This window comes from Aureibaculum luteum, from assembly GCF_003449015.1.
GTDB lineage: Bacteria > Bacteroidota > Bacteroidia > Flavobacteriales > Flavobacteriaceae > Aureibaculum > Aureibaculum luteum.
In genome coordinates this window covers 473,472-498,253 of record NZ_QRGD01000001.1, presented here as the reverse complement: position 1 = coordinate 498,253, position 24,782 = coordinate 473,472, and the positions used below count along the sequence as shown (strand labels likewise).

20 protein-coding genes, 1 tRNA gene and 1 riboswitch are annotated in these 24,782 nt (G+C 33.9%); of the genes, 13 read left to right on the top strand and 8 right to left on the bottom strand.

Annotated features, from left to right (window positions below):
• The first annotated feature begins 24 nt into the window (after positions 1-24).
• The 13 genes from D3P13_RS02275 to D3P13_RS02215 all read left to right on the top strand — a co-directional run bounded on the left by D3P13_RS02275 (position 25) and on the right by D3P13_RS02215 (position 11,756).
• Complete coding sequence (locus D3P13_RS02275) at positions 25-1,074, top strand: NAD(P)/FAD-dependent oxidoreductase (RefSeq protein ID WP_117879675.1); 1,050 nt, start codon at positions 25-27, stop codon at positions 1,072-1,074.
• 2 nt (positions 1,075-1,076) lie between these two features.
• Complete coding sequence (locus D3P13_RS02270; protein ID WP_117879674.1) at positions 1,077-1,397, top strand: 2Fe-2S iron-sulfur cluster-binding protein; 321 nt, start codon at positions 1,077-1,079, stop codon at positions 1,395-1,397.
• Between the two features lie 109 nt (positions 1,398-1,506).
• Positions 1,507-2,277, top strand: a complete 771-nt coding sequence (gene epsC / locus D3P13_RS02265; RefSeq protein ID WP_117879673.1) for a serine O-acetyltransferase EpsC — start codon at positions 1,507-1,509, stop codon at positions 2,275-2,277.
• A complete protein-coding gene (gene cysM, locus D3P13_RS02260; protein ID WP_117879672.1) occupies positions 2,264-3,154 on the top strand; it encodes a cysteine synthase CysM in 891 nt (296 codons plus the stop codon). The genes epsC and cysM overlap by 14 nt, the downstream gene beginning before the upstream one ends.
• 58 nt (positions 3,155-3,212) lie before the next feature.
• Positions 3,213-3,328, top strand: a riboswitch (SAM riboswitch).
• A gap of 137 nt (positions 3,329-3,465) precedes the next feature.
• Positions 3,466-4,470 carry a homocysteine S-methyltransferase family protein gene (locus D3P13_RS02255; protein ID WP_117879671.1) on the top strand — a complete coding sequence of 335 codons (1,005 nt, stop codon included), beginning with the start codon at positions 3,466-3,468 and terminating at the stop codon, positions 4,468-4,470.
• Positions 4,467-4,748, top strand: a complete 282-nt coding sequence (locus D3P13_RS02250; protein WP_117879670.1) for an antibiotic biosynthesis monooxygenase family protein — start codon at positions 4,467-4,469, stop codon at positions 4,746-4,748. Before D3P13_RS02255 ends, D3P13_RS02250 begins: the two co-directional genes overlap by 4 nt.
• Positions 4,749-7,433, top strand: coding sequence for a methionine synthase (gene metH / locus D3P13_RS02245; RefSeq protein ID WP_117879669.1), 2,685 nt, complete (start codon positions 4,749-4,751; stop codon positions 7,431-7,433).
• Between the two features lie 5 nt (positions 7,434-7,438).
• Complete coding sequence (locus tag D3P13_RS02240) at positions 7,439-7,675, top strand: hypothetical protein (protein ID WP_117879668.1); 237 nt, start codon at positions 7,439-7,441, stop codon at positions 7,673-7,675.
• Positions 7,672-8,625 carry a methylenetetrahydrofolate reductase [NAD(P)H] gene (gene metF, locus D3P13_RS02235; protein WP_117879667.1) on the top strand — a complete coding sequence of 318 codons (954 nt, stop codon included), beginning with the start codon at positions 7,672-7,674 and terminating at the stop codon, positions 8,623-8,625. The genes D3P13_RS02240 and metF overlap by 4 nt, the downstream gene beginning before the upstream one ends.
• A gap of 127 nt (positions 8,626-8,752) precedes the next feature.
• Entirely contained in the window at positions 8,753-9,070 is a 318-nt protein-coding gene (gene trxA, locus D3P13_RS02230) for a thioredoxin (RefSeq protein ID WP_117879666.1), read from the top strand.
• A gap of 78 nt (positions 9,071-9,148) precedes the next feature.
• Entirely contained in the window at positions 9,149-10,072 is a 924-nt protein-coding gene (locus D3P13_RS02225) for a DUF58 domain-containing protein (RefSeq protein ID WP_117879665.1), read from the top strand.
• Positions 10,073-10,137: 65 nt separating this feature from the next.
• A tRNA-Asp gene (locus tag D3P13_RS02220) sits at positions 10,138-10,211 on the top strand.
• 351 nt (positions 10,212-10,562) lie between these two features.
• Positions 10,563-11,756: a serine hydrolase domain-containing protein gene (locus D3P13_RS02215; RefSeq protein ID WP_232829113.1), complete on the top strand. Its 1,194-nt coding sequence runs from the start codon at positions 10,563-10,565 to the stop codon at positions 11,754-11,756.
• Positions 11,757-11,941: 185 nt separating this feature from the next.
• Here the strand turns inward: D3P13_RS02215 and D3P13_RS02210 are convergent, their stop codons facing one another.
• The 8 genes from D3P13_RS02210 to D3P13_RS02175 all read right to left on the bottom strand — a co-directional run bounded on the left by D3P13_RS02210 (position 11,942) and on the right by D3P13_RS02175 (position 24,779).
• Positions 11,942-12,949, bottom strand: coding sequence for a metallophosphoesterase family protein (locus D3P13_RS02210; RefSeq protein ID WP_117879664.1), 1,008 nt, complete (start codon positions 12,947-12,949; stop codon positions 11,942-11,944).
• Between the two features lie 11 nt (positions 12,950-12,960).
• Entirely contained in the window at positions 12,961-15,588 is a 2,628-nt protein-coding gene (locus tag D3P13_RS02205; protein WP_117879663.1) for a GH116 family glycosyl-hydrolase, read from the bottom strand.
• Positions 15,589-15,644: 56 nt separating this feature from the next.
• The gene (locus D3P13_RS02200; protein WP_117879662.1) at positions 15,645-16,913 is read right to left on the bottom strand and encodes a DUF6786 family protein; all 1,269 of its coding nucleotides are present in this window, start codon (positions 16,911-16,913) and stop codon (positions 15,645-15,647) included.
• An 11-nt stretch (positions 16,914-16,924) separates the two neighbouring features.
• On the bottom strand, positions 16,925-17,941 hold the full coding sequence (locus tag D3P13_RS02195; protein ID WP_117879661.1) for a family 43 glycosylhydrolase: 1,017 nt from the start codon (positions 17,939-17,941) through the stop codon (positions 16,925-16,927).
• A 20-nt stretch (positions 17,942-17,961) separates the two neighbouring features.
• A complete protein-coding gene (locus D3P13_RS02190; protein WP_117879660.1) occupies positions 17,962-18,858 on the bottom strand; it encodes an endonuclease/exonuclease/phosphatase family protein in 897 nt (298 codons plus the stop codon).
• A gap of 56 nt (positions 18,859-18,914) precedes the next feature.
• Positions 18,915-20,957 carry a hypothetical protein gene (locus D3P13_RS02185; RefSeq protein WP_117879659.1) on the bottom strand — a complete coding sequence of 681 codons (2,043 nt, stop codon included), beginning with the start codon at positions 20,955-20,957 and terminating at the stop codon, positions 18,915-18,917.
• A 171-nt stretch (positions 20,958-21,128) separates the two neighbouring features.
• On the bottom strand, positions 21,129-23,756 hold the full coding sequence (locus D3P13_RS02180; RefSeq protein ID WP_117879658.1) for a GH116 family glycosyl-hydrolase: 2,628 nt from the start codon (positions 23,754-23,756) through the stop codon (positions 21,129-21,131).
• 18 nt (positions 23,757-23,774) lie between these two features.
• Entirely contained in the window at positions 23,775-24,779 is a 1,005-nt protein-coding gene (locus tag D3P13_RS02175; RefSeq protein WP_117879657.1) for a DUF2961 domain-containing protein, read from the bottom strand.
• Positions 24,780-24,782 lie beyond the last annotated feature (3 nt).

Genomic DNA, 24,782 nt, shown 5'->3' with positions numbered 1-24,782 from the left:
ATTCGAAATAACAAAAAAATAAAAATGATTAAAACAGATATATTAATAATAGGGGCGGGTCCAACCGGATTGTTTACGGTATTTGAAGCAGGATTGTTAAAGTTAAGATGTCATTTAATTGATGCTTTGCCAATTCCAGGTGGACAATGTTCAGAAATTTATCCTAAGAAACCTATTTATGATATCCCAGGCTTTCCAGAGGTGTTAGCAGGTAAGTTGACTGATAACTTACTTGAACAAGGTAAGCAATTTGAACCAGGGTTTACTTTAGGTGAACGTGCAGAAACTATCGACAAACAAGAAGATGGTACGTTTATTGTTACTACAAATAGAGGTACAAAACATCAAGCTCCAGTCGTAGCAATTGCTGGAGGATTAGGAAGTTTTGAACCACGTAAGCCTTTAATTGAAAAAATCACTTTTTATGAAGATAAAGGGGTTGAGTATTTTATTAAAGATCCTGAGGTGTATAGAAATAAAAAAGTAGTAATTTCTGGTGGTGGAGATTCTGCCTTAGATTGGGCAATTTTTCTAGCAGATGTAGCAAGTGAAGTTACCTTAGTCCATAGAAGAAATGAATTTAGAGGAGCATTAGATTCTGTAGATACAGTTCAAAAATTAAAAATATTAGGAAAAATTAATTTAGTAACACCAGCCGAAGTAATCAAGTTGCATGGTGAAGATAAAGTAGAAGCGGTATCAGTGCTTAAAGATGGCAAAGAAGAACGTATTGAAACAGATCATTTTATTCCGCTTTTCGGATTGTCACCTAAATTAGGACCAATTGGTAATTGGGGATTAGACATTGAAAAAAATGCAATAAAAGTGGATACTTTTGACTATCAAACGAATATTCCAGGTGTTTTTGCTATTGGTGACGTAAATACCTATCCAGGTAAATTGAAGTTAATTTTATGTGGATTTCATGAGGCTACTTTAATGTGCCAATCAGCATTTAAAATTATTAACCCTGGTAAAAAACATGTTATGAAATACACTACAGTTAGTGGTATTGATGGTTTTGATGGTAGTCGTAAAGAGGCACCAAAAGTAGTAGTTAAATCGATAATTTAGAGATGGTTGACATAAATATAAAAATAAAAGACAGAGAAGGTGTAATTCATGAGGTACTTGCACCGACTGATATGGCAATGAATATAATGGAAGTTTGTAAATCATACGAACTTCCTGTAGAAGGTACTTGTGGCGGTATGGCTATGTGTGCATCATGTCAATGTTATATTTTATCTGATCATAGTATATCTGATATGGAAGATGAAGAAGAAGCAATGCTATCTGAAGCGTTTCATGTAAAAGATAATAGTAGACTTGGATGCCAAATACCAATAACAAAAGAGTTACATGGTTTAGAAATTGAATTGGCACCAGAATCTTAAGTTAAGATTTTTTATAAAATCTGAATTGAAGTGGTGTTGTAAATGCTTAAACTTAATACCTTTGTGTTAAATAATTTTATAGTCAAACACTTTAATCTGTTTTTAATTTATGCAATTACATTCTCAGGAAAAGCCACAACTTAGAAATTACAATATCTGTCTAAAAGATACTGTAGAAGTATTTACCAAAAAACTTTTTTATAGTTTGTTTGATAGCGTTTTTAAGGCTGAAAATTATGAATTTTTAAAAATTACGTTTTTAAAAATTACAGATAAACTAAATGTGATTGGTAATCCGCAACTTTGGGAAGAATTTCAATCGAAGTTTGAAACCATTCAATACAAATTGAACTTAGATGCCAAGACTATAGAAGAAAATGACCCTGCGGCAGAAAGTTTAGAAGAGGTGTATTTGGCTTATCCAGGATTTCATGCTACTGCCATTTATAGATTAAGTCATGAACTTTATAAATTAAAAGTCCCCATTTTACCAAGAATGATGAGTGAATATGGGCATGGGTTAACGGGAGTAGATATCCATCCTGGTGCCACTATTGGTGATTCATTTTTTATAGACCACGCCACTGGAATTGTAATTGGTGAATCATCAGTTATAAAAAATAATGTAAAAATATATCAAGGTGTTACGCTGGGTGGAATTCAAGTAAAAAAGAGTTTGGCGAGAACGAAAAGACATCCTACTATTGAAGATAATGTCATTATTTATGCCAATGCTACTATTCTAGGTGGTGATGTTGTTGTGGGAGCTAACAGTATCATAGGTGCAAATGTTTGTCTTACGGAATCAGTTCCTGAAAACTCAATCTTAACCTATCAAAAAGAATTTAAAATAAGAACGAGAGACGATGATTCAAAGTGAAACTATAATTGATATTATTGGTAATACACCCTTAATAGAAGCAAAAAATATTACTTCAAATAAAAAGGTACGTCTTTTCTTGAAATTAGAAGGGAAAAACCCTGGAGGTAGTGTTAAAGATCGTGCGGCATTTAACATGGTTAACGAAGCATTAAAACGTGGTGACATTAGTAAAGGAGATACATTGGTTGAAGCTACTAGTGGAAATACGGGGATTGCCTTAGCTTTTATTGCAAAGCTTTTGGGATTAAATATGATATTGGTTATGCCCGAGAATTCTACAGAAGAACGAATCAAAACGATGCGAGCATACGGAGCAGAATTAATTTTAACTCCTGCCGATAATGGCATTGAAGGGGCTCGCGATTTAGCCATTCAACTAGAAAAAGAGAAAGGATACTTTATGCTTAATCAGTTTTCTAATGACGATAATTGGAAAGCTCACTACAAAACTACGGGTCCGGAAATTTGGAAAGACACAGAAGGAGAAATAACACATTTTGTGTCTGCGATGGGTACAACGGGAACTATTATGGGCGTTTCTACCTATTTAAAAGAACAAAATAAAGACATTGAAATAGTAGGTGCTCAGCCTGCAGATGGAGCAAAAATTCCTGGTATCAGAAAATGGCCAGAAGAATACTTACCTAAAATCTTTAACAGATCAAAAGTAGATACTATTGTAGAGGTAAGCGAAAAAGAGGCTAGAATTATAGCAAATAGATTGGCGAAAGAAGAAGGTGTCTTTGCAGGTATGAGCAGCGGAGGTTCAGTTAGTGCTGCCTTAAAAATTGCTGAGACTATTGAAAAAGGGGTGATCGTTGCCATAATATGCGATATAGGTGACCGATATTTGTCTTCAGATTTGTTTGAATAAAATTGGTTTTAAGTTATTTATTGCTTTATTTTGTGCCTAAGTATTAGTTCTTTAATATATGTTATCAAGAAAGGTGGAGGGATTAGACCCTATGAAACCTTAGCAACCCTTTTTCTGATTTCTCAGAATAAAGAAGGTGCTACATTCTACTCTTCCTAGAACCACAGTTGTTTTAGGGTTTTTAGTGTAAAACTATAAATTTAGGCTAGATAACTACGAGATTTTCAAACTCCACGATTCTTGCGAACACATATATTTTAATTATCCTAAAAAGGAAGGGTAAATCATGAACTGATATAAAAAATATGCAGATGAAAAATATTCGACAAGAATTAGAAAAAAGAATTTTAGTATTAGATGGTGCCATGGGTACCATGTTACAGCAATATAAATTTTCAGAAGAAGACTTTAGAGGAGAACGTTTTAAAGATTTTCACTTACCATTAAAAGGGAACAATGACTTGTTGTCAATTACCCAGCCACAGGCAATTAAAGATATTCATGCCAAGTATTTTGATGTTGGAGCAGACATTATTGAGACCAATACATTTTCAGGAACCACAATCGCTATGGCGGATTATGATTTACAAGACATTGTATATGAACTGAATTTTGAATCTGCTAAATTGGCGAAAGAAGTTGCTGAGGCATATACAGAAAAAGAACCAAATAAGCCTAGGTTTGTAGCAGGTTCAATTGGGCCAACAAACCGTACGGCAAGTATGTCTCCAGACGTTAATGACCCATCTTTTAGAGCAGTAACTTTTGATGAGTTGCGTATTGCTTATAAACAACAAGTAGAGGCTTTAATTGACGGTGGTGTAGATTTGTTGCTAGTAGAAACCGTGTTTGATACCTTAAATGCTAAAGCGGCTTTATTTGCAATTGAACAGGTTAAAGAAGAGAAGAATATAGACATTCCAATTATGGTATCAGGAACAATTACGGATGCTTCAGGGAGAACGCTGTCAGGCCAAACTGTTGAAGCTTTTTTAATTTCAATTTCTCATATTCCAATCCTAAGTGTAGGATTTAATTGTGCTTTAGGAGCAGATCAGTTAAAACCTTATATGCAAAGGTTATCTAGAACAACATCTTTTCTTACCTCTGCTCACCCAAATGCAGGTTTACCTAATGCCTTCGGTGAATATGACGAAACTCCTGAAGAAATGCAAGCCTTAATTGAAAGCTATCTAAAAGATAATTTGATAAATATTATTGGAGGGTGCTGTGGTACAAACCCTGAGCATATTAAAGCCATTGCAGAGGTTGCAAAGAAATATAAACCTAGGAGCGTTTTAGAACAAACCTTATGATTTTAGAAGTGGCTATTTTACATATTAAGAAAGGATGGTCTAAAGATTTTGAGATTAGTTTTAACGTAGCTCAAAAAATAATAGCATCTAAAAATGGATATGTTTCTCATCAGCTTAAAAAATGTATTGAGCAAGAAGATAAATATATATTATTAGTAAACTGGAATACTATAGAAGATCACGAAGTTGGCTTTAGAAAATCACCAGAGTATCAAGATTGGAAAGCATTATTACATCATTATTATGAGCCTTTTCCAATTGTAGAACATTATAAATAAATGAAAAACGAAAATAAATATTTAACCTTATCTGGTTTAGAACCCTTAATTCTTACGCCAGAAAGTAACTTTGTAAATGTTGGTGAACGAACCAATGTTACAGGTTCTCGTAAATTTTTGAGGTTAATTAAAGAAGAAAAATTTGATGAAGCCTTAAGTGTTGCTAGAGATCAAGTAGAAGGTGGTGCTCAAATTATCGATGTTAATATGGATGAGGGCATGTTAGATGGTGAGCAGGCAATGGTGAAATTTTTACATCTTATTGCTTCAGAACCAGATATTGCTCGTGTTCCCGTAATGATTGATAGCTCAAAATGGAACATTATAGAAGCCGGACTAAAAGTAGTACAAGGTAAAGGAGTTGTAAATTCTATTAGTTTAAAAGAGGGTGAAGAACAATTTATTTATCATGCAAAATTGGTAAAACGTTATGGTGCGGCCGTAATAGTAATGGCATTTGATGAAGATGGACAAGCGGATACTTACGAACGAAGAATTGAAATTTGTAAACGTTCTTATGATGTTTTGGTTGACAAAGTTGGATTCCCAGCTCAAGATATTATTTTTGATCCAAATATTTTTCCAGTAGCAACTGGATTAGAAGAGCACAGACTAAATGCACTTGATTTTTTTAAAGCAACAAAATGGATTCGTGAAAACCTACCGCATGCAAATGTAAGTGGTGGTGTAAGTAATGTCTCTTTTTCGTTTAGAGGAAACAATCCTGTAAGAGAAGCTATTAATGCTGCCTTTTTGTACCATGCTATTCAACATGGAATGACCATGGGTATTGTAAATCCAACGATGTTAGAGGTTTATGATGATATTCCTAAAGATTTATTAGAGCGTGTTGAAGATGTGTTATTTGATAAACGAGACGATGCTACAGAGCGATTATTAGAATTTGCAGAAACCGTAGTTGGAAAAGATAAGGTAGATGATGTTACGAAAAATCTATGGCGAAATGATCCGTTGCAAGATAGAATTACACATGCCTTGGTTAAAGGAATTGATGCCTTTATTATCGAAGATGTAGAAGAAGCGAGACTTACTGCTGAAAGACCGATAGAAGTTATTGAAATTAATTTAATGACCGGAATGAATGTGGTTGGTGATCTTTTTGGTAATGGAAAAATGTTTTTACCACAAGTGGTAAAATCAGCACGAGTAATGAAAAAGGCAGTAGCCTATTTACAACCATATATTGAAGCTGCAAAAGATCCTAAAGCTCCAAAAGAAGGTATAGGGAAAATTTTAATGGCCACTGTAAAGGGCGATGTACATGATATTGGTAAAAATATTGTTGCTGTTGTTTTAGCGTGTAACAATTATGATATTGTTGACTTAGGTGTGATGGTACCGCCAGAAAAAATTATTGCTGAAGCTATAAAACATAAGGTAGATGCCATCGGTTTAAGTGGTCTAATTACACCATCCTTAGACGAGATGACCTTTTTGGCAGAAGAGATGGAAAAGAGCGGAATGACCATTCCGTTATTGATTGGTGGGGCAACAACGTCAAAGGCTCATACTGTAGTCAAAATTTCGCCAAAGTACAACAATACAGTAGTGCATATTAACGATGCGTCAAGGGCAGTAACTGTTGTTGGTAATCTGTTAGACAAGAATAATGAAGCCTTTAAAAAACAAATTAGAGAAGAGTACGATAAATTTAGAGAGAATTTTTTAAATCGAAAGAAAGCTAAAGAATACACTACTATAGAAGTTGCAAGATCGAGAAAGTACAAGATAGATTGGAAGCATACAGCGATTACAAAGCCCAAAAAATTAGGGGTTACAATTATTGAAGATTTTGATTTAAGTCTTTTAAAGGATTATATCGATTGGAGCCCCTTTTTTAGAAGTTGGGAACTCCATGGAAAATTTCCTGATATATTAACTGATGCTGTTGTGGGTGAACAAGCCACTGTAATTTATGAAGAAGCACAGGTTTTATTAAAGCGTATTTTTGATGAAAAACTTTTAGAAGGCAAAGCTATTTTCGGTTTGTTTCCTGCAAGTGCTATAAATGACGATGATATTGAAATTTATGACGAAAATGGAAAAGCTGTAAATTCATTTATTACGTTAAGACAACAGCTTAAAAGACGTGAGGGGATTCCAAGTTATGCGTTAGCTGATTTTATAGCCCCCAAAGAGAGTGGTAAACAAGATTATATGGGATGTTTTGCCGTTACAACAGGTTTTGGAACCGATGAGATTGTTCAGGAGTTTCAAGATAATTTAGATGATTATAATGCCATTATGGTAAAGGCATTAGCGGATAGGCTAGCAGAAGCTTTTGCAGAATATATACACGAAAAAGTTAGAACTGACTATTGGGGATATGATGCTAATGAACACTTATCTAACGAAGAGATGATAAAAGAAAGTTACAAAGGTATTCGTCCGGCACCAGGCTATCCTGCTTGCCCAGATCATCTTGAAAAAAGAACCATTTGGGAGCTTTTAAATGTTGAGGAAAATATTGGAATGCAACTCACAGACAGTCTTGCTATGTGGCCAGCTTCAAGTGTATCTGGTTATTATTTTGGTAATGAAGATGCTAAGTATTTTGGTCTAGGAAAAATAAAAGAAGATCAATTGATGAGCTATGCAAAACGTAGAAATATACCACTTGATGAAGCTAGAAAATGGTTGAATCCTAATTTGGCAGAAGATTAAATACAATGAAATTTATTGAATTAAATTTAGGAAGTCATATCGTTGTACATGGTTACGACAAAGAAAATAAAGAGGTAACTGAGCAGGTTACTGTTGAAGGATTTTCAAGAAAATTGGTTGCACTTTCAAGAATTAAATCGGTAAGTGAAAAATATATATTAACCGATTATATAGATGGTCGATGGATTTATTGGGAATATGATGGCACTTTTGAAGCCGTAAATGAATTACTAAAAAAATGAAAATAACAGAACACATAGCACAAGCAAAAGGGAAAACATTATTTTCTTTTGAAATTATCCCACCACAAAAGGGTAAAAACATTCAAGAGTTATATAATAATATAGATCCTTTGATGGAGTTTAAACCTCCCTTTATAGATGTTACAACGTCTAGGGAAGAATATATTTATATTGATAAAGGTGGACTGTTAGATAGAAAAACGACTAGGATGCGTCCGGGAACCGTTGGTATTTGTGCGGCTATAAAACACAAATATAACGTTGATACGGTTCCGCATGTTTTATGTGGAGGTTTTACTAAAGAAGAAACGGAATATCTGTTGGTCGATTGTCATTATTTGGGTATTGAAAACGTAATGGCTCTTAGAGGAGATGCTATGAAACACGAGCAATATTTTAAGTCGACCAATGGTGGTCATACTTTTGCAACAGAATTGGTAAGTCAAATTCAAAACTTAAATGCGGGTAAATATTTACATGATGTAATTGATGTAGATGACAAAGCAGATTTCTGTATTGGTGTAGCGGGGTATCCTGAAAAGCATTTAGAGGCTCCATCTTTACAAACCGATTTAAAAAGGTTAAAACAAAAAGTAGATGCGGGTGCAGATTATGTAGTAACCCAAATGTTTTTTGACAATAAAAAGTATTTTGAGTTTGTTGCTGCTGCAAGAAAAGAAGGAATTATGGTGCCTATAATTCCGGGAATTAAACCGATTGCTGTAAAACGACATTTACAATTGTTACCGCAAGTATTTAAAATTGATTTGCCAGAAGAACTGATAAAAGAAGTTGAGAAATGCAAAGATAATAAAGCGGTAAGACAGGTTGGTGTAGCGTATTGTATTCAACAGTCTAAGGAGTTGTTAAAGGCTGGTGTACCGGTATTGCATTATTACTCAATGGGTAAATCAGATAACATTAAAGCGGTAGCTCAGGGCGTTTTTTAACTTATTTTGTAAGTAAATAGCTATTTTAGATACTAAAATAAGCAAAAGCAATTATAGTTTATTCTATTTGGTAAAATAATTACTATTTTTGTAGTGTAAAAAATAATAACAATTATAAAAAAATAATATGGCAATAGAAGTTACAGATGCTACCTTTTTGGATGTAGTATTAAAATCAGAAAAACCTGTTTTAGTAGATTTTTGGGCAGCATGGTGTGGCCCTTGTAGAATGTTAGCTCCAACAGTAGAAGAATTAAGTGCCGATTTTGAAGGCAAAGCAGTTGTTGTAAAAGTTGATGTTGATGCAAATCAAGAATTTGCCGCTAAATATGGTGTTAGAAATATACCTACTATCTTAATATTTAAAGGTGGTGAAGTGGTTGATAAGCAAGTTGGTGTAGCACCAAAAGCAACATACACTGAAAAATTAGAAGCTTTAGTATAAAAAAAAGCTAGTAAATTTTAAAAAGGTTTGTTTCAGACGTAGTCCGATACAAACCTTTTTTTATTATATCTTGTGTCGATGTCAGTTAATGAAGCAAAAAACATAACCGGAATAAAAAACTTGGAATTGCTTGCTAATCAAGTGGTAGAAGGTTTTATTACTGGTATACACAAAAGCCCATTTCACGGGTTTTCGGTTGAGTTTGCCGAACATCGCTTGTACAATAAAGGAGAAAGTACGAAACATATAGATTGGAAATTATTTGCAAAAACTGATAAGCTATTTGTAAAAAGGTACGAAGAAGAAACGAATCTAAGATGTCAGCTGATTATAGATAATTCAGCATCGATGCATTATCCTCAATTAAAAAATTCAGGTTTAGAGCAGTTGAATAAAATAGGGTTTTCAGTTGTGGCTTCAGCGGCTTTATTAGAGATTCTAAAGCGTCAACGCGATGCTTATGGGTTAAGTGTCTATTCTGATGTAAATGAATATTACGCTCCAGCTAAAGGGAGTGAACGCCATAGGCGAATGTTATTGAATCAACTCGAATTATTACTTGAGCAAGAGGCAAAGACCAAAACAAAGACATTTACAGCATTGCATGAGATTGCAGACAAAATTCATAGACGCTCTTTAATTTTCCTATTTACTGACATGTTTCAGTCGGATATTGAAGAAGAGAGCTTATTCGAGGCGTTGCGTCATTTAAAGTATAATAAGCACGAAGTAGTACTGTTTCATACGTTTGACGGTAAAAGAGAGCTTGATTTCGATTTTAGCAATACTCCAAAAAGATTTGTTGATGTAGAAACCGGTGAGCATATTAATTTATATGCTGATACTGTGAAGGAAGGGTATAAGGAAATTGTTGAAAAATATTTTAATAACTTGAAAATGAAATGTATGCAATATAAAATTGACTATGTTCCAGTAGATATTAATGAAGGTTTTGAGCAGGTACTTACTACGTATTTAGTCAGTAGAAAAAAGTTTTTATAATAAATTTGTAAAAACATTTTGCTATTAAAAAAAACGCGTTTATATTTGCACTCGCTTTAAGCAACGGTCTGGTAGTTCAGCTGGTTAGAATGCCGCCCTGTCACGGCGGAGGTCGCGGGTTCGAATCCCGTCCAGACCGCTAAAATTTCTAAAGTTCGAGAAATTTTAACGACGTTGTGTTGTTTTTAGTAGTTTACATATAAAACTACTCTAACTGAATAAGTTAGTCGATGAAAAGCTTCCCAAATCGGGATGCTTTTTTGTTTTATAGCCATTTTTCTTCCTATTTTAAAGTAGCATTCATTGTTTTATACAACGGGGTTAAGCTCTATTATTTTTCGAAATTTTCTTTTACTTGGTTGTATTTAAATGTTAAATTTTGTTGGAATTTAAAAAACACTATCATAAAACCTTAAAATTTACGTTATAGGCACTAAACCTTTTTGAAATCTAAGGTGATTGTTAATTTGCACCCGTAAACATAATCACATTGAAAAAATATATTCCAGTTACATTGATAGCACTAATAGTTGTTTTGAGCAGCTTTATGTTGGGTGCTAAGCCTGAATCTGCAAAGAAAGAAGCAATTGAGCCTGTAGTAACATTAGCGACTCATATTGAAGAGGGAAATCCTATTTTAATTGAGCAGTATCCTCAAGTGGAAACAGAAAAAGTGAGCCAGAAGTTAGATTCCTTGTTACAGCGTATTAATAAAAAGCAAGATTTTCATGGTTCATTATTAGTCGCAAAGCATGGGAAAATTCTATATGACAATTACATCGGTTATGCAGATTTTAAAAAGAAAGAACCCTTAAATGAAGCGTCTGTATTTCAATTGGCCTCAGTAAGTAAACAATTCACTGCAGCGGCTATTATGTTATTGTATGAGCGGAATCAAATTCAACTTACAGATACTGTAAATAAGTATTTTCCGCACTTCCCTTATGAAAATATAACTATTAAAAACCTGCTAAATCATACTTCTGGGTTACCGAGATATTTTTGGGTTGCAGAGCACGAATGGAAACAAGAAAAAGCACCAACGAATAGTGAAATGATGGCATTGCTTGAATCGAGTAAAGCACAGCGTTATTTTAAACCAGGACGGAGATTTGATTATTCAAACACGGGTTATTTTGTATTGGCATCTATAGTTGAAAAAGTTTCAGGTAATAGTTTTAGTGCCTTTATGAAAAAGAACATTTTTGAACCACTAGATATGAAAGATTCTTTTGTATTGAGTTCAGAAAAAGGTAACACTGCAGAAAATCATTTGGATGGATATAGATTGCAAAGAGGTTATAGACATCTTAAAATTAATACTACAGTTAATGACGCTATTGTTGGTGATAAAAATGTGTATTCCTCAAGTAAAGATTTGTTGAAGTGGACACTTGGACTAAATAGCGGAAAACTACTTTCAAAAGAATCTTTGAGCCTTATGTATTCTAAAGGAGAAACGATCTACGGAAAAGAAATTCCATACGGTTTCGGTTTAAGGATTAATACCAAAGACCAAAACACTATCTATCATTACGGTAAATGGAATGGTTTTAGAACGGGGCTTACGCAATATCAGAAAGACGATTTGGTGGTTATTATTTTAGAACACACTAGTTATAATGCTATTGCATCTTTGAATAAAAAAGTGAAGAAAATTATTATTGAAAATTTTCATTCTTAAGATAATCTAGGTTACTCGAGTGCTCTGGCCTTCCAAAACCGATTTTAAAATTTGATTTAATAGATTATAGATAAAACTACTCTAACGCATGTTAGTTGATGAAAAGCTTCCCAAATCGGGATGCTTTTTTGTTTCGTGGAGGTATGTCGTATATGTTATTTCAACTGCGTATTAATATTGATTTTTTAAAACTTAAGTTGATAGTCAGAAATTTCTGCAGAATAAACCATTCCGTCAATGCCTTTAGGCATACCCATTTCGTAAGGAGAAGGAGAAATCCATTGGCTTTTTACACCTTCTATTTGCATAGTTCCTTTTGAATTTATGCTAGCAAAGGCATACAATGGGTCTTTGTAACCTGCTATGTGATGTAGGTTTCCATATTTTTTATATAATTCTTTTGAAAAACGTTCTGTACTACTGTATTTGTCAGACATCCATTGGTAAGACATACTGTTTATTTCAACATAATCGATTCCGTTTTGATGATGGTGATAGTCTAAATGATTATGGCCATTTAAACAACAAATTATTTTTTCTTTGTGTTTTTCCATTATTTTTTGAAGTGTTAGTCGGTTTTTCACACCCCATTGGTAATGCCATAAACTTTGATGGGAAAACACAATAGTTGGTGAATCTGTAGCTTCTAAATCTGATTTAAACCATTCAATTTGTTCATTGTCAATAAATGTTCTAACATTATCATTTACATAAAAATTAGCATTTTTGTAATCTATAAATTCTCCGTCTTCATACAAGAAATTAGCATCTAACACAATAAAATGATAGCTTCCAAAATCATATGAATAATAGGTTTTTGGCATACCCCAAAAATCTAATACCTCTTCTTTAGAGTTTTTATCCATGTCATGATTTCCTAAAATATGATATTTAGGTCCTTTAAACTGCTCCCAAATTTTTAAAAAGTCTTTGTTTTTAGTCTCAGCCATACAGAAGTCTCCCATCTGTATAATGAAATCTACATTTCGTTCTTGTGCTTGATGAATAAAGGTTTCTAAACGTTGGTTTGCATCTGGCATTAAATCTTTATGCACATCAGTAACAATACCAAAATTTAAAGTTTTATCGGTTGTGTTATTTTTGATTGATGGTGTAAATGATAATAGGGTTGTAGATGCTAACGAAGCAGCTGCTCCTAAGCCTAATTGATTTATAAATTTGCGTCGTTCCATTTGTTTAAATTTCAATATATTTCTATTGTTAATTTATCACCTTTTATTAAGTGAAGTTCTTTAAAAGATACTACAATCTTATGATTTTCCTTTTTTAATTTCGCCTTTGTTTTTTTATTGTTAAGTGTCATCTTTACGAAATTGGCAGTTGAAAATTCATCCAAATCAAATGAACTTAACGTTAATGTACCATAGGTCAATGTTATAAAGCTATTTAATTTTTTAGCAGTTTTAGTTTGCGAAAATGTACCCCAACTATTTCCAGTAATAAATGCCGATTTAAAGTTTTCGGGATTAATTTTTGGTGAAAAACCAATTTTTCCATTCGGTTCATTTAATGTAAAACCAGAAGCCGAAATAAATGCTCCGTAACTTGACATGGCTCGTGTATAATGATTGCCATATTCAATTTCGTTATACGGATTTCTTTTATTGGGTGAATAACGATCATGAATGGCTTTAATCATGGTCATTCCCTCATCTACCAAACCTTCTGAAATCATGTGAGCAGCGGCTTGATAGGTAAAACCAGTCATGCTTTCACTAAAATAACCCACCACTAAATTATCCCAATCTGCCGTTTTTGTGCCTTTAGATTCTAATGCCCCACCTTTAGGAAATGTACACATAATAGTTCCCGCCTCACCTGGTAACGCGTAAAAACGGACATTTTTAATAGTCGCCGTATCTAAATATTTTCCAACATCATCTTGAAAATTATATTTATAAATTGCTTTTAAAGCACTAACCGTTTCTTTTTTTGGTAATACACGAGGTAATCCTACTTGATTAGCCCAAGATTGTCCCAACACTTGGTCAATATGACAACCAACACCTGTATTAGGGTTTTCTGTGTTTTCAAGGTCTGGTATATTTATAAAATATTCACCATCAAATAATTGATTGGTCATATTTTTCTTCCCTAATTCAGCAATAGCCTTACATTTTTTAGCAAACTTTTTATCTCTCATTTCTGTTGCCATAGCAGCACCTACTTGTAAAGCGGCATTGTACATGCTACTATGCCAAGTATTTTTACCGTACCACATTTTATCTAAGGTATTGTATTGTATGCCTTCTAAAATACCGTCTGGTGTTATTGATTTTTCGGCATCGTGTGCTATCATATATTCCACACTTTTTTTAATTTTTGGCCAATATGCTCTTAAATATTCATTGTTGGAAGAAGTGGTGTGTTCTCGATAGGCTCGCAAAATGGTTCCCGCCTGTCCGTCAACAGCATAACCTCTACCGTCATGACTACCTGACCCACTAAATTCTCCTCTATAACCAATAATACCATTTTCTTTAAAAGATAAACCATAATCGACTTGTGTTCTTAATTGTCTTGCTAAATTTGGAAAAACTCTTCCCAGTGCTTGTTCATAATGAAATACATGCGTACAAGTTCCTTCCCCTAAATATACACCTTCCATCGTATAAAAACGTCCTTCATTATCTGGATCATCGGTTAAATCATCCAATCGATAACAAGAAGTGGTTGCTAAAATACTTGTATTCACAAAAGTTCTATCTAAAAACCAAGCCGGTAATGACGCATCATACCACGTTTTATTCCACTGTTTTGTTGTTTCTAAATATTTAGTTGTGTTTGCAGCAATTTTGTTTGCTACATCTGCTGAGGATGTAAACTTTTTGCTATAATAATGTCGTAAATTTTCTTTGTTTTTTAAATTATGAAAACCACTTTCTTTACGATGAACATTTGGAAAATACCAAGACAACATATAGGTTAAGGTTCTACTTTCTCCAGCTTTTAAAAGCATATTTTTTCCTATAGCACCAATTAATTTGTTTCCCAGATTGGTTTTTGAAGTTACTTGATTTGAGCCATTAACTTTGTTAAGATTATATTTTATATCGCTAGACGTTTGTGGTGTTCCCCATGCATCAGTTCCTTCTATAAGTGTTAGAGACATATTGCCATAATCTGGTAAATCTTTGCTTTCTTCATTAGTAACCTTTGACGATGCAACTAATTGCAGTGCTTCTCCCGATTTTATAATTTCATTTTGAGCTTTTCCTTTTGCAGCACTTGCCATTTTATAATTAGCCATATTTTGTAGCCAACCAATTAAATCGACGGACACTTCTTTTTCGGAATCGTTTGTTATCGTATATTCCATTACTACTGCAGGGAAATCAGACGATTCGTTGTCTGTTGGAATAAATGGAGAATACGAATTTAAAGCAACAGAAACCGGAAAACCAACCTCTTTATAAGTGACTTTTCCAATTGGATATTCACCTCTGAAAGTTACATCAGAAAAGCCGTTACTATTCAACGTTTTAATATGGGGTGTAGATACTTTGTTTAATACTTTTTTATTTACACGAATGGCAAACCCTTGCTCAAACTGTTTATTTTGAATCATTGGATTGATGTAAAATTTATCTCCTGCACCTGGACTATTTGGGTCTATTCGTTGAATATTAAAAATATCCCAGTACCATAATTGTCCATCACCACCTAGATACACTTGCCCCGTATTAATTCCTCCAACAGGCATTCCTACGTATTTTAATTGTTTGCCTGAATAAACTTCGGCATCTGCTTTTTGTGCGTTCATTTGGAATGAAATAACTGCTAAAACCAGTAGTAATATTTTCTTAAGCATTGTGTTGTAGTTTGTTATAATTCTATGTAACCTGCTAAAACCTTCAGTTTATTCTTTTATTTAAAAGCAGTATTAATTTCATCAATTGATACTTTTAGTATTTTTTCAGCTATTTGATTTATAATCTCCTTTTTTCCTTTAAAGTGATAGATGCGTTGTGCATGGGTATAACTTTCTCCAGCTGCCAATGCCAATGCCGGCGATGAACTTTCTAATTCGTAAAATGGTCCCATTTGCGAGCCATCCTCCAACGGACCGTCATTATAAGAGTTTAAAGCATCTCCAGAATATGGTTTTTCTTGCATTTTCCAAGCAGAATTCACATACCCATCTTTAGGATTAGGTGCTGCGATTTCTAAAATGGTTAAAGTTTCATTTTTGGCATCATAACTTCCCATAAATTTAGTAGATCTAGTAGGAGAAACGCCAATTTTACCTCGACTAGCTCCATCCGCTTTAAAGAAAATAGTTTGTTCAGTCTTTTTTAAACGATCATTGGCTACTTTTCCAAAATAATCGTCTTTTACTTTTGTCCCTAATTCAGCTTCAGTTCCTTCTTTAATTGGAATAATTACTGTTGTTTCGGGTGAAGGCGTTAACATACTTAACAACCAAATAGACACCAAACCAGATTCTTTTTTCCAATCTTCTGCACCAATATTTTTAACAACATTGAATGTTTCATAAGCAACTACTGAAAAATCTTCTGTTCCTAATTGCAAGGCGTCGTTTATTTGTTCCTTAGTAAGTAATGATACTTTTCTATTTACATCAATATCTAATTTCGTCCCTGAATAATTAATTAAATGGATCTCTTTATGAAAAATTGCACTATTAGAATTGTGCTCGACAACATCAAAACCTTCTGTATCTAATTCTGCCGGCACGTACCAATTTTCAAAATCGAAACTTACCTCTGGTTTAAAAAAAATGGAATACTGCCCACCTTCTGGACCCAACCAAAACCGTTCTTCACCACCTGTAGGGTTAATGTGTTCTTTTAACTCTTTAGAAGCAATTAAATCATAATTCAACCAACCAAAACTAGTCCCTGCGTTTCCATTTAATGTACTTGTCATCACTCGTCCCTGTAATTCAGGAGATAACACCAAACTTGCTTTTTTATCATCACTTTCTAATACAAGCGTGTTTTTATAGTTTTTTTGAAGAAAGTTTTTATCAAAACCAAAAGTTCCTTTTTCAAATGATACTTCTTCAATATCACTTTTTGTGTCATTTGATTCTTTTGAAACTTTATTTTTGCAACTACTTATTGTAACTACACAAAAAAATATGAGTGCCGATTTTAAATACATTTTTTGCATGTTTTTTTTTATTAGTTATTTTCTTTTTTTTGAACTTCTTCTACTTCATATCTTACCAAATAGCAATCGACATCATTATGAATCATAGAGATTCCCCATTCCAATTTTTCTGATTCTCCACCAGTCAAATCAGCTCGAAATGCTCCAGGGGCAAATGGTCTGTTTGTTACTTTTATTGTTTTTCTATCCGTTGTGAAATCTAATCCTGTTTGCGAATATTCTAAAGTGGACGAAATAGATGCCAAAGCAGCAATACCTTCTCCTTGTTTCCAAATCATAACTTCATGACTGTTGTCTAAAATAGGTGATTTATGTTTTACATAAGGTCCTTCTGGTTGATTAGCCACTGCAACGCCCATTTGTGTATGAGCTGGTCCTGTTGCTCCGTGGGTTCTACTTCTACCTTTATAAAATAATAAATATTTACCATCTTTAAATAGCAATGCCGCATCATCAATTCTATAGCTATCAAATTTTTCGGCCTCATCACTAATTTTCATTACAGGCTCACTACTAATTCTTTCAAAAGGACCATCTGGAGTGTCTGCTACGGCTAAACCGATTGCAGTGATATCTGTTGTAGAGTTATTCTCGAAAACACCATCAGTTCTTCCTTTCGTAGGCTTTACACCTGTGTAAAATAGATAATATTTTTCGTTTCCTTTTATAATATTCGGTGTGAAAACGGCCTGTGAATCAAAAGTTTTTTCATCTCCAATGCCTAAAATCTGTCCTTGTTCTTCCCAAGTGAAGCCCTCATCTTTAGAAGTCGCACACCATAAATCTCCCCAATAGCCTGCAGCTTTCCCTATTACTTTAGTGTAATACACATAATAGGTATTATTAACTTTTATAACATCACTGGGGTCTCTTCTAGTAATTCCTTTTTCTAAACCAATTCCAGATAGTTCTGTATAACTGTACGTCACAGGTTTTAGTTCAAAATCTATTTGTTTTGCCTTTTTTTTCAGGCAAGACAAACAAAAGATTAGCAATATTAAGACTCCTAACTTTGTACTTTTTATCATTTTAATTTATTTATTAAAATCTACCATTCAAATTCTGCAATAACCGGATAGTGGTCTGATAAATAAAATGTTTCTTTTTTATTCATCACTTTGGCATTTATACATTGTTTTGACAACAGTGGCGAAGTCAAAATATAGTCTATCCGTATAGAGCTTTCATGTCTTTCATCCCCTTTTTCTGTTTCAAAAATTTGAGTCGGACAACTCACTCTATCGTCCCAACCTGATGTATGTTTTTGAGTTACATCTATTAATTGTGAACTTAAAAAAGTACCTAAAACCCCATACTCTAACTCGCCATGAAATAAATTTCTAACATGACTATGCTTTTCTTCTGACGCTTTAGATTCACTAATTAACTTGGGTTTGTTTTTGTATAAATCGGCATCAAAAGGTGATACTGCATTAAAATCACCTAAAACGATATACTTTTTTTGTCTTTTAGAAATGTCTCCTAATTTATCTAAAATAATTTTTGCCTCCTCGTGTCTTTTCTTATAACTAAATGGTGAAAAATGAACCACTAGAAAATCTATACCAGCCGATTTACAATGCAATGCACCATGATGCATTCCTTCTAATATATTTTCTTTTACTTCTATAGGTTTATTGGATGTAATACCAACTGGATAACCTGATGTTTTTACAATTTCGGCATAATTGTGCCCCCATTTTTTAGCATCAGTCAACAATTTCTCTTGAGTATAGCCACACAACTCTTGCAATGCAAATACATCTGGTTTTTGCATATTTATCCAATCTATAAATTTACTTTTTCGGTCAATATCTTTACCCCAATCAAAACCATTCCATATGTTATAACTGATTACTTTTAAGGATTGTTTTTCTTGAGCATTAACAGAGTGGTTATACAAAAATGAAACTAACAAAATGCCTCCTACAATTATTTTTCTCATTGATTTCTTTTATTTTTATAAGTTTATTTGATGTAAATCATTTTTTAAAATTCATTTTACAATTTCACACCCATTTCTTCAAATTGAGCTGCTGCGTGTAAAAAATGTGCCGTTATCCAATATACTGTCCATCCTTCGGAATACCCACCACGCAATTTAAACACATTAGACATGTCGCCGTGTTGTGCAAAATTAGTTTGTTGAATTTGTTCCCCTTGCGAACCAAACGGGTCTAAAAGCTGTCCGCAACTTCTGTACATTACTTTTGATAATTGCTTTAACGATTCTTTTTGGGTATAAACCCCTAATTTATAGATGGATGGTGCTATTAAAACACCATAAACATCTAAATGTTGATTTTGAGGTGAAACCCCAGTCCAACCTCTAGTTTTAAAGTTATGATCTGCCAAGCGACCAGCGGGTAATGGAATGTCCCAAACCACTGTATAACTTAACGTTACGTCTCCTGCGTGTTTTGCCCATTTTAAATATTTTGGTTCTTTGGTGTGCTCATAAGCTGCTAAAAATCCTTGAAAAGCACCCCAAGCCCCTTCTTTATCCTCACAAGTAGCATCTAATGTACCACCCCAATAAGGTTCAGTCATATCCAAATGACGTTTGCCGTAATATTCGGTCATTTTTAAGGCTGCTTTTTTATAGGTTTCATTTTTAAAAAGTTTCCCAGCAATTAATAAAGGTGAAATATAAAATGCTTCGGCTGTATTTATTGGATTCCAAGCATTACTCAAAATTCTTTTAGAATGAATATCGCATACTTTCTTTATAAAGGTTTCCCATAATTTGGTGTTTATCTCCTGTCTTTTTCTGCCCGTTTTAATAGCTAAAATAATACTATTCATGGCTTGACCTTGAGAAACAGGGTCTGTTGACGACCATTTTTTTGTATTGGTATTATAGTTCACCATAAAACCTTCTTTACCTATGGTTGATGTGGTTATGTGGTCCAATGACTTTTGAACCATACCCCAAATATTATCATCTTTAAATCGCTCTTTTAAAACTTGTAATGCGTATGTTGGTGCTTCTGATTGTCCTGCCCAACCCAATACTATCTGTGGTACAATATTTTCTGGAAACATATTAAAACCTGCATAGGTGGGAGTTTCCATATACCTTGCTTTTGTAAATTGATATTTTGATTTTAAAATATCGTTATAACTAGGCAAGTCTCCTACATAAAAAGGATTAAAAATTGCGATAGAACTGTACAAAGGTTTTTGAAAACCAGCTCCTTTAGAATCAACATCATAAGCTTCTAAATAAAAGGTCTTTTCTATAACCGTTCCGGGTTTAACTTTCATAAATGTATCAGGATACGCCATTTCTTTAGTTTGTAGTGCTTTGGCGACACTTAACCTGTTATTATAAGTTATAGGGCCCGATAATAATACCAATTCAGAGTCACTTTCAAAAGCTTCAACTCCAAGAGACCACCACTGGTCAAAATGATTTGCTCCAACTACGGGACTTGGTATACTGTGCAATGCCGCACCTTTAAACGCATTTGTGTCTTGCCATTCTAAGCTCGCAAATGGCATGGTATAACGGTGTTCTTCAAAAATGGCTTTCTCTCCTGTTTCACCATGATATACTGGAATTTTTCTAACTCCATTTTTTTCTCCTGACGGATTTCCATAATACAAAATACCTGGTAAAAAAGTTTGTGCTTTTTCAGCTTTTACTTTCCAGCGAATAGCCAATGTAATGCTATCTAATTCTTCATTGCCTCTCCACTCAAACCTACGAATACATTTTACTTTGTCTTTTTCTTGTTTATACGCATCTTGAAAATGCCAATCGCCTTGAGGTAAGCTCAGTTTACCTCTTAAAACAGTCCATTCTCCATAGGTATTAAAACTGGTCGCTTCTGCATGTTTCCAATCTGTTGGCCAATCATTTTTCCACGTGGTAGCAATAGACCATAACCCTTCTGAAGGTGAAGACAAATAAGGTAAGCCGTTTACATTTACCTGTATTTTGTAAACGTCTTGGATTCTAGTAACATTAAATGTTTGTGCTTGCGAAATGCTGGTGGCAAATATTAGTATTGGCAAGAACTGCTTAATTTTTTTTAACATAGTTTGAGTCTGATAATATTTTTTTACTGAAAATTTACAGAAGTAATTATAAGGTATCAGTTCTTTATGTCCCATACTAGGTGTTATTGTTATTACGGTTATATGTGATACTTGATTGTTTTAATGTTTTCATTATTTTCAGTGTATAAAGTCGTCATATTGTCCCTATTTTTATATTTTAAACTGAATTTCTTTTCCTTTTTCTAAGTTTTTTCCTTTTCTGAATTTTTTAGCACCAAAACCGTTTAATGTGAATGATTTTAAAATGAAATCACCATTTTTAGATAGTAAGGTTACTGTTTTTTGTTTATTGTTTCCTGAAATTTTTACGCTTCCGTATTGATACCCATTGGACCAAAAATAAGTACCATTTTTAGCATTGAAACTCATTGATTTATCTACGGCCGAATAATTGAAACCTGTATAAGCTAAAATACCTGCCCAAGCTGCCATAGCTCGTGCATAACGGTGACCATATTCGCCTTCGTTAAAAGGGTTTCTTTTATAGCCATCATAACGGTTACGAATGTCTTTAAAAATTTGAAGTCCATTTTCTACCTGACCTTCATAAATCATATGTGCCGCAGTACTGTATTCAAAACCAGTCATAATTTCGGTATAATACGGAAATGGAAAATCTAATTTTTCTCCTCTTGGATAGGATGCCATTACCAAACCAGCTTCATCTCCTAACCCAAAACTTCTAAAGGTATTAAAATGTTCGTTAAAGTTGGTTACATAATTGTATTTCATAATACTTTTTAAAGTGGTTTGCACGTTGCTTTTATCTAAAACATATCCTAATCCAGCGGTATGTGCTAAATATTGTCCCACCAATTGATCTACCAAACAGCCTTTTCCTAACTGTGCTACTTTTGAAGTTCCATCTGGGATATGATGCTCATAATATTCTCCATTAAAAATATTAGCATCAATCCATTTACTTCCTTTTTCAAAAAGTGTTTTACATTCTTTAGCAAAGGCTTTATCGTTTAGATGCGACGCCATTTTTTCTGAAGCTTTTAATGCTCCTAAATACCAACCAGCCATTTGCGGATTTGGACCTTTGTAAGCAATATCCATCGTATTATGCTGACTCCCTTCCATTACACCATCTTTATTGGTGTCCCAAATTCCTGTCCAAGCAAAAGCCATTGCCTTTTTAATGTATGGCCACATTTCTTTTAACTTCTCATCATCACCCGATAATTGCCAATCGCGATATACTTTTATAAGCGTTCCCATTTGTCCATCTGCTGCCCAACTTTGCATATTTTTCCCTCTTTCCTTTATAGGTAAGCCTACACGATGGCTTTGACCACCATTATCGTTAACACTGTGCAAAAATTCGACTTCTCTAAATTTAGTAGCGAGGTTTCCAAAAACAAACGGAGTGGTAGATTCATAATTCCAAACGTGGGTACAAGTTCCATAACCCCAACCCGAGGATTTATCAGCTCCTATTTTTGTGCCTTTAATACTTCCAGTTCCTTCAAAACCAAAAGGCAAACCATCAGCGGTTCTAAAAACTGTTTGGCTTCTCAAATTATTTAAGTTGAACAACCCTGCTTCTTGTAAAACCGACGGAATATCACTATTCACTAAAGTTGATACAAAATTTACCGTTTCATTTTCTAAAGATTCAAGTTCGTTAGCCGTTTTTTCAGCCACATCCCAAGCGTTTTCGTAAAGTGTTGTATAATAATTACCTACAATTTCAGGTCCACCGCCACCAGAATGAACACCATGATCCCATGCTCTACGATTTGGAAAATACCAAGTAAGCATAAACGTTACTTTTTTAGATTCTCCTGGTTGCAATAGTTGTTTTACAGCTAATGTTGCTGGAGGTGTCTCTATTTTTTTGGTGTCCTTTACATTATGTCCACCTATAAATGTTGTTTTACCATTACTATCGGTTACTTTTTTTCTGTCTGGATGGTCTGTTAGTTTTCCATCAGCAATAAAATCATCCCAAAACTCACGAAACGTCCAATTCCATCCTAGTTTAGCCCACGATGTTCTGTATGTAACATTTTCATTAGCCATAGTAGTCAAAGCCATCGTCCCCCAATTGGTGTCTTTTTTGTCTACACCTTCAGAATACATATACAGTCCTTTTAGGTTTTTCGTTTCCTTATAATCGTTATAATTATCCTTTGGCTTTCCAGACCAACCATCTACTCCTATATAATTAGGAACCATTCCAACTACAGAGGTTTCTATAGGCTTGTCTGTATTATTAGTAATCACATATCGTAATACGGCTACTGGAATTCCACTTTTATCGGCATCCCCCATAATGAGTGGATTAAACGCTTCTAAACGGACATCCACAGGCACTTCTTTATGCTTAAAATAGACTTGTGCCAACGGATATGCTGTTGAAAAGGTGGTTTCTTCAAAGCGTGGAAATCCTGAATTTACAGCATCCGCACCCCAATCACCATAATAGTCTCTGGTAGACACAGGACCTTCCAATACTTTTATAGCCGCTTCTTTATCCTGCTCTTTGTAATACAGGGCGAAAAAAGGCCCATTGGCAATTGTCGGTTGCACAAATTTAAAAGCTGGTAAATACCCCAAAGCACCTCTGTTCATCAATTCCCAATCGCGTAAATCACCTCGACCTCCAATTGAAACCGTACCCGTACCTATACCCCCTAGTGGCATTGCTACTTCATCTAAATATTTACCTACATATGTTTTTAAAACAGGCCAATCTTTTGCCTGACCAAAGGCTAAACCACAGCAAAATATTGCTATAATACATACCAAAATATTTAATTTACTTTTCATTTAAATTGCTTTTAAAAATTACCATTCATACGTCCACACATAGGTTGTATATTCTGTTGCTGGTGGATCATGAAAAATTTTACCATCAATTTCTTCACCACAGCGATTGGTTAATCTCATTCCATTTTGAAAAAACACGGGGTCATTTTCATGTAATCTATATCCTGAAAATTCGTTTTCTTCTTTATCAAAATGAGTTAATCCTGCCAACATATTGGTATATCTTCCTTTATTAAAATAATATGTACCAAGGAAATAATCCTCTAATCCCGATGACAAAAATAGTGGCTCCTTTTTCCCTCCAATATATGCTCTTATACAAGATTCCATAAATGACAGGTCTTTCCAATGATTAGTTTTACGGAGTCCCTTGGCCTCCATTGTTACTTGATATAGCATACCCGACCCGTCAATATCACACATTGAAAATTCTTCTAAAGGCTGTGCTTTATGTTTTTCTAATTTATGTAATTTTAAACGAGCATTGTCTGGTAGTTTTACACCATTAAATTCAACAGGTAAATTTTCAGTCCCTCTAAAAATCCACCAAAAATTCTCTAATTCTTTACCTTCTGCAGTTAATTGAGCTGTTATTCTTATGTTGGTTCCAAAAGGAACTTTATACGTGTTATAGATGCCACTTTCTCCTCCAATATTTCCCATGCGTTCTGTTCCCCATGGTGAAAAATCATCCTTAAAACCAATACCATGACCCAAATACATTTCCATATCAATGGAAGGTTGCACTTCGCCATCAACATAGATTTTAATATCAATATGCTTCAATTCTTGTCCTCCAAACCACATATGAGTAATACATCCTTTACCTTGGTATGAAAACAATTCGGTTTCACTACCTTTTTTTAACACTTTGAGTTCTTTACCCATCGTTCCAAAAGTTTTCAATGAATCCATTGAATGGGTAGTGTCATTTTTAACAACTTTTACTTTTTGAGTACAAGATACAGCTCCAATTATGAGTATAAGACTCGTTACTATTTTCAATCTTAATTTTAAAGTCATAAC